A 12863-nucleotide genomic window follows, 5' to 3' on the forward strand; every position below is an offset into this window, starting at 1 on the left:
TAGTTGAATCCATGGTTAGATATTTCTCAGCGCCTGAATGAAAGTACGCCATATTGGCCAGGAGATGCACAATATTCATATCGGCTTAATTCATCAATAGCGGAGGGTGCATCCGTGAATGTAGGGGAAATTCGGATGAGTACCCATTTAGGAACCCATATTGATGCGCCCTTTCATTTTGATGGACAGGGAAAAAAAACATCGAACTTGATATCGATTTATATATTGGAACTGCACTTGTAGTAAAGGTGGGTGCAGCTGAAAGTATTGGCATCAAAGATTTTGAAGGCGTTGAATTGACAGGAGTCCGAAGGTTGTTGCTGGGTACTGGACAATGGAAGGACCACAGCCGTTTTCCTGAATGGATTCCAGCGGTTGAACCAGGTTTAGCACCCTTCCTTGCAAATAAAGGAGTGAGGCTGCTTGGGATTGATTTACCTTCCGTTGACTTTCTCGACAGCAAAGAATTGCCTGCACATCATGCGCTGTCTGGCTGTGGGATTCATATCCTGGAAGGGCTGGTCCTTGACGGACTTGAGCCTGGGCTATACGATTTGGCTGCATTACCGCTTGCATTAGAAGCAGGGGATGGGAGTCCGGTCAGGGCCGTGGTGAAAAAGAAAGGCTGATGAGGGGGATATAAGGATGGGCAAAATTGGAGTTTATGGATCTTCCTTCGATCCAGTCACCAATGTGCATTTATGGACAGCATCCACCATTGCGCATCGTGCTAAGCTAGACAAGGTGATTTTTTTGCCTTGTGCCAATGGCCGCATCGATAAACAGATGAAAACGAGCAATGGACACCGTTGGAAAATGCTTGGTCTGGCAATAGGGGGCAACCCGTTATTCGAAGTTAGTGATTATGAAATTAATGAACGTGCTGGAACGAGTAAACAATATACTTGGTATACGATGGAATATTTTAAATCAAGATATCCTATGGATGAAGTTTATTTCATAATGGGTGCGGATTTACTTGAAGATATTGATAATCAGGAGTTACCGATCCACTTACGATGGAAATTCAGGGAAAAGTTGATTGCCAATCATAAATTCATCGTCATGGCACGGGATGGGATCGATATGTTGAAAATCATATCCAAAAGTCCATTGCTAAGGAATTATGATGATGGCAATACATTTCACCTTATAGATAAAGGTCTTTCCATGGAAATCAGTTCTACATATATAAGGGATGAATTCGCGATGGGTGGGGAACCAAGATATTTACTGCCTGATCAGTGCTATCAGTATATTGTGGACAATAAGCTGTATCAAAAAGGATCAAATTCTTAAGTGTCGGGCTCGATCTCTCCGTGGATCGAGCTCTTTCGTATGGAAAATTCATTCACCTTCGATACGTGAATGAGTTTAAATAAAAGGACATGTTTATTAATGAAAACGTAGTTGACAACTTGGTATACTATGCTTTATGTTAATGATACATAAATTCAGAATATTTGCTGATCAGAGAACTGAAGGCATACTATCTCCTTGGAAAAAAAATTAAAAGGGAAGTAGTGTGCTTTTTTTGTTGCAAAAAAACAGGGGGAATTCCATGAAAAAGTTGATGAAATTGACAAGTTTGATATTAGCCTTCGGTGTACTTGCAGGATGTAACTCGGAAAAAACGGAAGGGGACGGGACATCAAAGTCAAAGACACTTGAGCTATTGAATGTGTCATACGATCCGACACGCGAATTGTACCAGGAATTCAATGAAGCGTTTGTGAAGCACTGGAAAGAAGAATCGGGTCAGGATGTAACGATTCAACAATCCCATGGCGGATCTGGTAAACAGGGTAGGGCTGTCATTGATGGATTGGAAGCGGATGTCGTTACATTGGCATTGGCCTATGATATTGATGCCATTTATGAAGCTAGTAACCTATTAGCGGGGGATTGGCAGAAACGTCTGCCGGAAAACTCGACACCTTACACCTCAACCATTGTGTTTTTGGTAAAAAAGGATAACCCTAAAGGTATTAAAGATTGGGATGATTTAACCAAAAAGGATGTTTCCGTAATTACACCAAATCCAAAGACAAGCGGAGGGGCAAGGTGGAATTACCTGGCAGCTTGGGCTTATGCAGAGAAGAATTTCGATAATGACGAAACAAAAGTAAAGGATTTCATGAAAAAACTTTATCAGAATGTTGAAGTCCTGGATTCAGGGGCACGTGGTGCAACCACCACTTTTGTAGAAAGGGGAATTGGTGACGTACTTATCGCTTGGGAGAATGAAGCCTATTTAACACTTGAAGAATTCGGTGATGACAAATATGAAATCGTCAATCCTTCGATCAGTATATTAGCAGAGCCACCGGTAGCTGTTGTCGACGAAGTGGTAGAGAAAAAAGGAACCAAGGAAGTGGCTGAAGCCTACCTGGAATACCTATATACGGATGCAGGTCAGGAAATTGCCGCGAAAAACTTCTATCGTCCAAGGGATGAGAAGCATCTCGCTGAATATGAAGACCAATTTGCAAATATAGATATGGTGACTGTCGATGATACGTTTGGCGGGTGGAAAAAAGCCCAGGAAACACATTTCAATGACGGTGGTACATTTGACGAAATTTATCAACCGCAATAAGCATGGGGGAGAAGATGGATATTCACATCTTCTCTTTCATAAATCAGAAAAAGAGCTGGGGCGAAGCGATGAATATAGCGACAGAAGGAAAACAGAAGAAAAAGAGGACCATACCCGGTTTTGGATTGACGATGGGGTTTACGTTGCTATATCTCACCATCATCGTTTTGATCCCATTATCGATGGTTTTTCTAAACACATTTTCAATGGGATTTCAGGATTTTTGGGCGACCATAACTGAACCAAGGGTTGTCGCTTCGTATAAATTGAGTTTTTTGACAGCGTTAACTGCGGCCTTCGTGAACGCAGTTTTTGGCGTTTTAATTGCCTGGGTGCTTACACGTTATGAGTTTCCCGGCAAGCGGATCATCGATGGGCTGGTTGATTTGCCTTTTGCCCTCCCAACTGCTGTGGCAGGGATTACTTTGACGACTTTGTACTCACCGAACGGATGGATCGGGCAATTTTTCAGCTTTAAAATCGCTTTCACTCCTATCGGGATTATCATCGCACTTATATTCATCGGACTTCCATTCGTAGTGCGGATGGTTCAACCGGTGCTTGAAAATATCGAAAAAGGGATGGAAGAGGCATCTGCTTCTTTAGGGGCGAATCGAATGCAGACATTCATTAAAATTATCTTCCCGGAATTGATTCCAGCGATATTGACGGGTTTTGCACTTTCTTTTGCGAGGGCACTTGGAGAGTATGGATCCGTTGTCTTCATTGCAGGAAATATGCCGTTTAAAACGGAGATTTCCCCGCTGATCATCATGACAAAGCTCGAACAGTATGATTATGAAGGGGCAACAGCTGTTGCAGCCGTCATGCTCATTATTACATTCATAATTTTGTTCACCATCAATATCTTACAATGGTGGACCGGCAAAAGATATTCAGGGAAGTAGGAGGGGACATGTTGGAACATGATAATTCGGTGGTTGCAAAAACGAATGACCCGGTCATTATAACGAGAAACGCAACAAAAGAGCCTAAATCCATACAGTGGGTCCTTATTTCCATTGTATTGTTATTTCTGACTTTGTTTTTAGTTGTCCCATTAATCGCGATCTTTGTAAAGGCATTCGAAAAAGGTGCCGAAACATATTTTGCGGCCATTTCCCATCCTGATTCCTTGGCTGCGATTAAATTGACATTGATCGTTGTCCTCATCACTGTGCCGCTCAATGCCATATTTGGGGTAGTGGCTGCGTGGACCATAACTAAATATGATTTTAAGGGGAAAAACTTTTTAATAACGTTGATAGATTTGCCTTTTTCCGTATCCCCAGTCATAGCCGGTTTGATTTTTGTCCTTCTCTTCGGCTTGCATGGAACACTTGGTCCATTGCTGCAAACCTTTGACATTAAAGTGATCTTTTCAATACCAGGGATTGTCATTGCCTCCATTTTCATTACCTTTCCATTCATTGCGCGTGAATTGGTCCCGCTCATGCAAAGTCAGGGGACGTCTGAAGAAGAGGCATCACTAACGCTGGGGGCGGGAGGGTTTAAGACATTTTGGTACGTAACCCTTCCCAATATAAAATGGGGACTATTATATGGAGTCATACTTTGCAATGCCAGGACAATCGGGGAGTTTGGGGCTGTATCGGTCGTATCGGGCCATATACGGGGGATGACCAATACGATGCCGCTTCATATTGAAATCTTATACAATGAATATCAATTTTCAGCTGCTTTTGCCGTTGCATCCCTGATGTCCATTTTTGCAATCATAACCTTGATCATTAAAAGTTTCATAGAATGGAAAACGGACTTTAAATCAACAAAAGCGAGTTAGGGGGGGAATGAAATGAGTATCATCATTGAAAATGTTACAAAATATTACGGGTCTTATCAAGCTCTCCAAAACATTAATATGGAAATAAAAAGCGGGGAACTCGTAGCACTTCTTGGCCCGTCCGGATCTGGAAAAACGTCATTACTGCGTATCATTGCGGGTCTTGAACAGGCAGAGAACGGAAAGATCCTCTTTAATGAAGAGAATTACACGCATAAGCATGTAAAAGATCGAAATGTTGGTTTCGTCTTCCAGCATTATGCCCTTTTTCGCAATATGACCATTTTTGACAATATTGCCTATGGATTGAAGGTCCGTCCTAGAAAAATAAGGCCAAGTAAAAAAGTGATTGAACAGAAGGTTACCGAGTTGCTTCAGCTCGTCAAGCTTGAAGGATATAAAGATCGTTATCCATCCCAATTATCAGGCGGCCAACGCCAGCGTGTTGCTTTGGCAAGGGCACTTGCGGTTGAACCGAATATTCTTTTGCTTGATGAACCATTCGGGGCACTGGATGCCAAGGTTCGTAAAGAACTTCGGCGTTGGCTAAGAAGGCTTCATGATGAATTCAACGTTACGAGTGTGTTCGTGACGCATGATCAGGAAGAGGCGATGGATGTAGCTGATCGGGTCGTTATCATGAATGAAGGGAAAATTGAACAGATTGGAACTCCGGAAGAAGTTTATAATCAACCGCAAAATCCATTTGTTTATGATTTTCTCGGCAGTGTCAATCTTTTCAAAGGCAACGTTCACCAAGGGAAATTGTTAATTGGGAATGTGGAAATGAATGCCCCGGGCAGTGAAGATGGATTGGGAACGGGTTATGTAAGGGCTCATAACTTTATCATAGAAAGAGCATCATCAGAAAAGGATTCGATTGCTTCCATAGTTGACCACATTCATACTATTGGCCCCATTGTCCGGATAGAAGTCATTCGTCAGGATACAAACGAACCGCTGGAAATCGAACTGACGAAAGAACAATACTTGAATTTGGAAATAAGCAAAGGGGAAAGGGTATTCGTCCGGCCAAAAGAATTGAAAGTTTTTGTCGACTTTATGGCTGGAATTTAAGAATGGGTCGAATATTGACGGAAAAACCGCTGAAGAGCGGTTTTTTTTAGTTTTTTAATGGGGATATTAGCGAACTTTCCTGTATCAATGGTAAATAAGCTGTAATCTGATACAAAAGGGCTTCTATGCGTTCGAACAATGTGAGTTTTTACCTGCCGATAGTCTATAGTCCCTTGGTGCTAAACACTAGATAGAAAGTCTTGCATCAAAATACGAAGATGGTTTTGTAAGATATTGGTTGTATTATCACGAGGAAAAGTCGAATTCTTACGTATAATGTTAAAATTGAAATGTAATTGTAACATTATTATTACGTATTTGACAAAATCTGATGATATACTACGACTTAGGTGAAAACATAGTAGAGTATCAGAAATGTATTTAATATAATTACAACCTTAGAAGATTACATAAAGAGTAAAAAAAATAGAGAAGAGTTCCCAGCAATTTATTTTGACTAATCATTTTTCATAGAGAAAAAGAAGTAGGTCGATGGAAATGCACGGGGAGGAAAGCAGGGGAAATGAGTTTGAAGAAAAAACTTATCGTATTGAACACGACAATTATGCTAGGATTGGGAAGCGCTTTTGCCATACCATCAGTGAAAGCTGAAGAAAATATCTCGGATATTCAATCGCAACGCACAGGAATACAATCGGATATTTCAGAGGCGGAACAAGTTATTCAGGAACTGAAAAAAGAACAGTCGAAAATGAATTCCCAAATTGCCCAGATTGAAACGGCAATGAGAGAAAATGACGAAAAAATCAAAGATACTAAACAAGAAATTAAAGACACGGAAAAAGATATAGTTTCTTTAAAGAAAGAAATTAAAGCGTTGGAAGAAAGAATCGCAAAACGCGAGGAAGTCTTGAAAGAGCGCGCCCTTTCATTCCAAGAGAGCGGCGGGGACGTTGAGTACCTTGAAGTTGTTTTAGGTTCTAAAAGCTTTGGTGAATTCGTTAATCGTGTTGGAGCGGTAGCTACAATTGTGGAAGCGGACCAACAGATTCTTAGCGAGCAGGAAGCGGATAAAGCAGACTTAGAAAAAAAACAAGCAACCGTAGAGAAAAAATTGCAAAACCTAAAGGATATGGAAGTAGAACTTAAAGGTATGCAATCTCAAATTGAAGATCAAAAAGCAGAAACTGTCAATATGAAGGCAAAGATTGAAAAGAAAGAAGCGGAAACAGAGGCCCTTAAACAATCTTTAGAGAATAAAGATGCAGGTTTAGAAGCACAAATAGCATCCATTCGTGAAAATATCAAAAAAGAGGAAGAACGTAAAGCATCTGAGAAAGCTGATCTTGACCGTGCTGCTGAAGAAGTGAATTCTTCAAATTCTTCTAGTGAAGAATCATCAAGTTCTTCTAAAGGTGAAGCGTCGGAATCAGGTTCGTCTAAAGGTGAATCATCTTCATCTAAAGGTGAATCATCTTCATCTAAAGGTGAATCATCTTCATCTAAAGGTGAATCATCTTCATCTAAAGGTGAATCATCTGTATCTTCAAATTCAACTAAAAACAGTTCTGCTGATAAACCTGCAGCAAGTAAAACTGAAGCATCAAGCAAGCCAAGCAGCGCAAATACAGGCTCTGCAATTACAGCAGGTTATAAATATATCGGTAACTCCACATATAAATTTGGTGGCGGAAGAACGGCATCCGATATCGCTAACGGTCTATTCGATTGTTCAGGGTTCGTTGCATGGGCTTATAAACAAGCTGGTGTGAACCTTCCAGCCAGTACGGATGCATTGAAAAATGCAGGACGTCAAGTATCTAATAGTCAAAAACAACCTGGAGATTTAGTATTTTTCAATACCTATAAAACTGATGGGCATGTCGGTATTTATGTCGGCGGCGGCAAATTTATCGGTTCCCAAAGTTCAACAGGTGTTGCAATCGCCAATATGGAAAGTGGATATTGGGCAGGTAAATTCAACGGACGTGTCGTTCGTGTAAATTAATGGTTCCTTAATAAGCAGGGGAGTAAATGCCCCTGCTTATTTTTTTTGAAAAAATATCGAAAAAAGTGAAACTTATTTTGATATTCAACGTAAATACTATAAGATAAAACAAGGATAGGTGATGTGGACTTTCAGTTAATCTGGGAAAAGATATAATGAAACAACATTCCATACTATTAAACGGAGGCAAAAAAACATGATGAAAAAATTTATGGCTGCATTACTTACAATTACACTAGCATTCTCTCCAGTCGGCACTTATGTATTCCAAGATCATTCGGAGTCTGTCGATGCAAGGGGTTACAAGTCTGGAAAAAGAAGCTTTAACAGCAACAACAATAATAATTCGAACTTCCAAAATAAAGAAACGAAGAAATCCGATGCCACTACTACTAATAAAGCAAAAACTGATACAAAAAGTGGAAAAGCATTTACTAAAGGCGGCTTAATGAAAGGGATTATGCTAGGCGGACTGGCAGGATTACTTTTTGGTAGCCTATTCGCCAATATGGGAGCCCTTGGTTCTATACTTGGACTATTAATCAACGTGTTAGCGGTTGTTGCATTAATCGTTGTAATCCGTAAAATATTCACATATTTCAAAGATAAGAAGAAGAAAGAGGATCCAAACCCATGGAGAGGCTAAAGATTTCCGAACAAGATATCATCAATGCGGTTTGTGTTTACATTGCCCGTAAAAAGCAGGTACAACCTAATGAGGTAGAAGTGGAGTTAATGTATGATGATGATTATGGCTTTTCGGCTGAAACGTTTGTCGATGGCCGGAAACAAGTGTTAATCACCATCAACTTGATAGAAGCGCTTCGCTTATGGCTGGATGAATATTTGAATAAAGATCCATATTCGGGTATTGAACTTGTTTTGGATGATGAAGAGGGAATAGTGGCTTTAGTAAGTGAAAGTAATCGATAAGAAAAAAGGATGCCGTAAAGGCGTCCTTTTTTTATTTTTTAAGATATTCGTAAAAACTATATACATGCAATGAAAACGACTCTATCAAAAGTCGAGTTTAGGGGTAGTAGATCGGTGCAAAAGAAAGAATCTAAGATAATAGAAAGGTATTAAAGCAAACTAGGCAAAATCTTAATTACTGGCAACATGGTTAAGAAATACCGATGTTTTCTTTTGGGTGTATTTCATTCCATTTGTTGCAAAAAATGGTCGTTGGAAGTAGGATGGATATATGTTCAAGCAAAAGGAGGAGAGTAAGTGACAGGTTATATAGAGGATATCACTTTTTTAAATGAAAAGGCTATAAAGTTCGGCAATGAAAAAGTGGAAGCGATACTTGCGCCATCTTTAGGAAGCAATCTTCTTTCGTTGAAGTACAAGCGAAAGGATATTGAGGTGCTGCGAACTCCAGATAGTTTGGAAGAATTTAAAAAGGTCCCCATTTTATACGGGATGCCAATCTTGTTCCCTCCCAATCGAATTGAAGATGGCCAATTTACATATAAGGAGACTACGTATAAGTTTCCAATCAATGAAATGGAAAAATCCAATCATATTCATGGTTTTTTGCATGACAAGCCGTGGCAAGTCTGCAAAAAAGAAGTGAACGGGAATGAAATAGTCATTAATACTGAGTTTTCAAGCAGTGATTTTGCTTATCTAAAAGGCAGCTTTCCGCAAGATATTACAGTCAAAATGTCTTTGTCTTTAAGCGGTGAAACATTGGATATAAAATTGGAAATCACCAACAAGGGCATTGAACCCTTTCCGTGGGGAGCAGGTTATCATACTGTATTCAATTTTCCATTTGGGCCAGGGAGTAAGTTGGAAGATTGCAGAATATCACTCCCCGTCAATAAACAATGGGAGTTGAATGAAAGGTCATTGCCTACTGGCGAAATTCATGAAACGGACAATACATTGGAAATCCAAAACGGATTTAGCTTGGAAGGCCGGCTGTTTGATGATCTATTTGGCTATGATGAGGAAAGTTCTCTGGAAAACGAGTGTATTCTCACTGACCATGAGGCTGGCATACAAGTCATTTATCATGGCGATCAAAGTTTTAAGTTTTGGGTATTGTTCAATCAGGAGGGGTTCGTCTGTCCAGAACCATACACATGGGTAACGAATGCCCCTAATCTGGATTTATCGGAGGGATTGACTGGATTGAGGGAGTTAAGCTCAGGGGAAACGGTTCAGCTGAAAACTAGACTGGTAATGAAAGAGATTTAAAAAAACACCTTGGCACTTTTGAATGCCAAGGTGTTTTAGGTTATGCTTTCTTTTTCATCCAGAGCGGGTATAGAACGATTCCAACTACATATAAGGCAATGCCAAGTATGAATGTATTCATATCAGCTGTACCTGTCTTGATGACCCAAATCGAGTAGATTAACGCCAGGATGGTGATAATGCCATCACGAACCCTCGAACCTTTCATGATGTCATAGGTTTCCCCAGTCATGACTAATTTCAATTGATACAGAACTGATGCAAGGTAAGGAATCAAGTATGCGAGTGTAGCGACGATCATTGAGAATTTATAAGCTTCCAAAATCGTTCCCGAAATAGTGGAGAATAAGAATATCTGTGTCATGATATTTGTTATTGTCATAGAACGGACAGGCGTGCCATTTTTGTTTGCTTTTGCAAAATAGGACGGGAACAGATCTGATTTCGCTGCCTGGTAAGGAACTTCAGATGCAACGACAATCCATCCGATTGTAGAACCCAATAAGGAAATGACGGCAAGTGCGGCCATTAAATACGTACCGCTTGAACCTACTACAGCTTGTAGTGCGTCAACAAGTGGTTTTTGTGATATTTTCAAATCGTCTTGAGATATGGCACCCATCGTCAATAAGGTAATGCCGATATAAATGGCAACAGCGATAAGTAAACCTAGAATCGTGGCTTTCTTAACATCATTTTGTGACTTAGCACGGTTTGAAAGCATTACGGCAGCTTCAATACCGATGAATGCCCATAATGTTGAAATTGCAGCAGCATTCACTTGATCACCTAAAGAGATGGCTGAACCTGTCTTATCGTAAAATTCAGCACCGTTCCCCAGATTTGAGGAATCGAAAATGAATATCGTGATAATGATGAAAAATAAGAATCCAAGCACTTTTGTTACCGTAGCAAAAAGATTCAGTTTCCCAGCACTGTTGAAGCTTCTTACCAAGATTGCCTGAATTCCCCAAAGGGCAATGGAACAGACTGCAAAGGTTAGTGCTTTACCAATTTCGAGATGAAACGAACCCGCAGTATAAATCACTTTCGTACTATGCATCACCGGGAAAAAAGTTGATAGGTAACCAGCAAATGAAATGATGACAGAAGCTGTCGCCGCCCAATTTGCAGCCCAATAACCCCAAGCCATGCTATATCCTGAAACCCTTCCTTTAGCCCGGGATTTAAATAATGATTGGGCATAACTTTGGGGTCCGGCCTTCAATTCCGGTTTCCGGACTGCCAGGTTACCAAACACCAGAGCTATTAAAAATACTCCCAGTCCAGTAACCATCCATGCCAATGTTGCCCCTAATGGACTGGATACTTGTGCTAATTGAGCAGGGAGCATGAAAATTCCGCCGCCGACCATATTTCCAATTACGAATGTGGTCAAAATCAATAAACCCCATTTTTTATTTACCATATATAATCGACCCTTTCTTAAATACAAAGTGTGTGTTATATACCGACAACTTATACTAAAATAGTATATCTCAAATAGTTTAGTTTGGTAAAGTGGTAAATAAGTAAAATGTAGTACACAGACTAATCAGAAAATTGCGATGTGTGATTGACAAAAGGATTAAATTGGATTATATTAGAAAAAACCGAGTTAATAGGTAAGGATAATGCGGTTTGTTGCTTCAAATCGTATACTGGATTTTTCCATAACATTTGCAACTCCTGAATATTGCCGATTAGTCAACTAAAGGCGCCCTTACATCTAATCTGTTAGATGACGGGTGCCTTTTATTTATTATAGTGAAGGGAGGGGAATATGGAGTTCCTATGAACGGGTTATTCTTAATCGAAAGGGTTAAGTGATGAGGATATGATAGGTAACCAAGTTCCTCAAGAAAACATTGAAAGTGGGAAGAGTACGTGTAGAATTTCGTACGATCTCTTTTTAACATTAGGTATGAAACGAAGCTTTATTACCAGTATTGAAGGGGAGATAATATGGAAAAGAAAGAAGAATTGAAAATAAGGCATATCCTTTCAAGCTTGGAAGATCTTCAATATGGATCCGTCATAATAACCGTCCATGATGGAGAAATCACACAGGTGGATACAACTGAGAAGAAACGATTCCCATTAGTGAAGGGCCGGGCTGTTAAGACTAGATGAATATCAGTTTTTAAGTGAGCCTTCGATACGAAGGCTCTTTTATTTCGTTTTAATATACAAATTTATTCAATTTGGAATTTTCAAGAAGATTGTACTGCTTTTAACATGGTAGAATAAGTTAGGGTATAAGGGAGTTTTTCTAGGGACTAATGAAATCTTAAGGAGGAACAGGGGATAGATGACCTTACAAACTATAGAACATGATATCTTGGAATTAGTTGAATCATTTAATGGGAAAATTGCCTATAAAATTGAAAATGAGCTAGGGGATACGATTGGATATCACGAGGATGAATCTTTTCAATCAGCGAGTTTGATCAAAATACCAATGATCATCGAAGGTTATCGTCAAAGCGAACAAAAGAAAATCTATTTGAATCAACCAGTGACCATCCCCCAAAATGAAGTGACTGGGGGATCAGGGGTCCTGCATGTCTTATCGAATAAGGTATTTTTAACTGTAGAGGATTTATTGACACTGATGATAACTGTTTCTGATAATACTTCCACGAATATGATGATGAAACTGTTGGGCTTTGAGGAAATAAATCAATGCATCAAGGAACTTGGTTTGAAAAATACCGTCCTTGAACGAAAAATGCAGGATTTTAAGGCATTAAAAGAAGGTCGGGACAATACCATCTCGGCGGAAGATACGATTACCTGCTTAAAAGCCATACATACAGGCGACTTTTTAACGAAAGAAAGCCAAGAAAGAATATTGCGAGTATTTGACAATCAGCAATTAAGGGATAAACTTCCATCTTTGATGGGAAGAGGGGTTAAGGTCGCAAGCAAAACGGGCGGAATTCGGGGAGTTGCCCATGATTGTGCAATCATTCGGTCAGAAACACAAACCGTTTATGTTGCAGTTCTTACTGAGGATATGAATTCAGAGGAAGAAAGCCGCCAAGTAATCAGTAAAATTGGAAAGGTGATTTATGATGATATGGTCGCAGATTAAATTGTCCGATTCAATATTTTTGGGATGGTCAGCAGGGTTATCACTATTATAAGAAGAAGAGCGGGAAGTCATTCATGATTTCCCGCTCTTCCATATTAGTTATAAGGGG

General features: G+C 39.8%; 12 protein-coding genes and 1 pseudogene. 12 read left to right on the plus strand and 1 reads right to left on the minus strand.

All coding sequences use genetic code 11. The annotated features are described in order from the left end of the window. Positions 1 to 3: 3 nt before the first annotated feature. The 10 genes and pseudogenes from kynB to QUF78_RS07535 all read left to right on the plus strand — a co-directional run bounded on the left by kynB (position 4) and on the right by QUF78_RS07535 (position 9657). Positions 4 to 629, plus strand: a pseudogene (kynB, locus tag QUF78_RS27975) (arylformamidase). A gap of 16 nt (positions 630 to 645) precedes the next feature. After that, complete coding sequence (gene nadD, locus QUF78_RS07495) at positions 646 to 1299, plus strand: nicotinate (nicotinamide) nucleotide adenylyltransferase (protein WP_289324178.1); 654 nt, start codon at positions 646 to 648, stop codon at positions 1297 to 1299. Positions 1300 to 1561: 262 nt separating this feature from the next. Continuing rightward, positions 1562 to 2599: a sulfate ABC transporter substrate-binding protein gene (locus QUF78_RS07500; RefSeq protein ID WP_289324179.1), complete on the plus strand. Its 1038-nt coding sequence runs from the start codon at positions 1562 to 1564 to the stop codon at positions 2597 to 2599. A gap of 68 nt (positions 2600 to 2667) precedes the next feature. Continuing rightward, the gene (gene cysT / locus QUF78_RS07505) at positions 2668 to 3507 is read left to right on the plus strand and encodes a sulfate ABC transporter permease subunit CysT (protein ID WP_289327263.1); all 840 of its coding nucleotides are present in this window, start codon (positions 2668 to 2670) and stop codon (positions 3505 to 3507) included. An 11-nt stretch (positions 3508 to 3518) separates the two neighbouring features. Then, entirely contained in the window at positions 3519 to 4403 is an 885-nt protein-coding gene (cysW, locus tag QUF78_RS07510) for a sulfate ABC transporter permease subunit CysW (protein ID WP_289324180.1), read from the plus strand. Between the two features lie 12 nt (positions 4404 to 4415). After that, positions 4416 to 5480, plus strand: a complete 1065-nt coding sequence (locus QUF78_RS07515) for a sulfate/molybdate ABC transporter ATP-binding protein (RefSeq protein WP_289324181.1) — start codon at positions 4416 to 4418, stop codon at positions 5478 to 5480. A 529-nt stretch (positions 5481 to 6009) separates the two neighbouring features. Next, complete coding sequence (locus tag QUF78_RS07520; RefSeq protein ID WP_289324182.1) at positions 6010 to 7449, plus strand: C40 family peptidase; 1440 nt, start codon at positions 6010 to 6012, stop codon at positions 7447 to 7449. Between the two features lie 199 nt (positions 7450 to 7648). Beyond that, positions 7649 to 8095: a hypothetical protein gene (locus tag QUF78_RS07525; protein ID WP_289327264.1), complete on the plus strand. Its 447-nt coding sequence runs from the start codon at positions 7649 to 7651 to the stop codon at positions 8093 to 8095. Further along, on the plus strand, positions 8083 to 8382 hold the full coding sequence (locus QUF78_RS07530) for a YxcD family protein (protein ID WP_289317400.1): 300 nt from the start codon (positions 8083 to 8085) through the stop codon (positions 8380 to 8382). The genes QUF78_RS07525 and QUF78_RS07530 overlap by 13 nt, the downstream gene beginning before the upstream one ends. 297 nt (positions 8383 to 8679) lie before the next feature. Then, on the plus strand, positions 8680 to 9657 hold the full coding sequence (locus QUF78_RS07535; RefSeq protein ID WP_289324183.1) for an aldose 1-epimerase: 978 nt from the start codon (positions 8680 to 8682) through the stop codon (positions 9655 to 9657). 40 nt (positions 9658 to 9697) lie between these two features. Here QUF78_RS07535 and QUF78_RS07540 read toward each other — a convergent pair whose 3' ends face one another. Further along, positions 9698 to 11086 carry an amino acid permease gene (locus QUF78_RS07540; protein ID WP_289317398.1) on the minus strand — a complete coding sequence of 463 codons (1389 nt, stop codon included), beginning with the start codon at positions 11084 to 11086 and terminating at the stop codon, positions 9698 to 9700. Between the two features lie 536 nt (positions 11087 to 11622). Between QUF78_RS07540 and QUF78_RS07545 the strand changes: the two genes are divergently transcribed. After that, positions 11623 to 11790 (plus strand): YezD family protein, encoded by a 168-nt coding sequence (locus tag QUF78_RS07545; RefSeq protein WP_289324184.1) that lies wholly within the window; start codon positions 11623 to 11625, stop codon positions 11788 to 11790. Between the two features lie 178 nt (positions 11791 to 11968). Further along, positions 11969 to 12754, plus strand: a complete 786-nt coding sequence (locus tag QUF78_RS07550; protein ID WP_289324185.1) for a serine hydrolase — start codon at positions 11969 to 11971, stop codon at positions 12752 to 12754. Positions 12755 to 12863 lie beyond the last annotated feature (109 nt).

It is taken from the genome of Peribacillus sp. ACCC06369, assembly GCF_030348945.1.
GTDB lineage: Bacteria > Bacillota > Bacilli > Bacillales > DSM-1321 > Peribacillus.

What these genes read in the sequence shown, in the direction of transcription:
- nadD (WP_289324178.1), top strand. Translation starts at nt 646, where the DNA reads ATGGGCAAAATTGGAGTTTATGGATCTTCCTTCGATCCAGTCACCAAT.
- QUF78_RS07500 (WP_289324179.1), top strand. Translation starts at nt 1,562, where the DNA reads ATGAAAAAGTTGATGAAATTGACAAGTTTGATATTAGCCTTCGGTGTA.
- cysT (WP_289327263.1), top strand. Translation starts at nt 2,668, where the DNA reads ATGAATATAGCGACAGAAGGAAAACAGAAGAAAAAGAGGACCATACCC.
- QUF78_RS07515 (WP_289324181.1), top strand. Translation starts at nt 4,416, where the DNA reads ATGAGTATCATCATTGAAAATGTTACAAAATATTACGGGTCTTATCAA.
- QUF78_RS07525 (WP_289327264.1), top strand. Translation starts at nt 7,649, where the DNA reads ATGAAAAAATTTATGGCTGCATTACTTACAATTACACTAGCATTCTCT.
- QUF78_RS07530 (WP_289317400.1), top strand. Translation starts at nt 8,083, where the DNA reads ATGGAGAGGCTAAAGATTTCCGAACAAGATATCATCAATGCGGTTTGT.
- QUF78_RS07540 (WP_289317398.1), bottom strand. Translation starts at nt 11,086, where the DNA reads ATGGTAAATAAAAAATGGGGTTTATTGATTTTGACCACATTCGTAATT.
- QUF78_RS07545 (WP_289324184.1), top strand. Translation starts at nt 11,623, where the DNA reads ATGGAAAAGAAAGAAGAATTGAAAATAAGGCATATCCTTTCAAGCTTG.
- QUF78_RS07550 (WP_289324185.1), top strand. Translation starts at nt 11,969, where the DNA reads ATGACCTTACAAACTATAGAACATGATATCTTGGAATTAGTTGAATCA.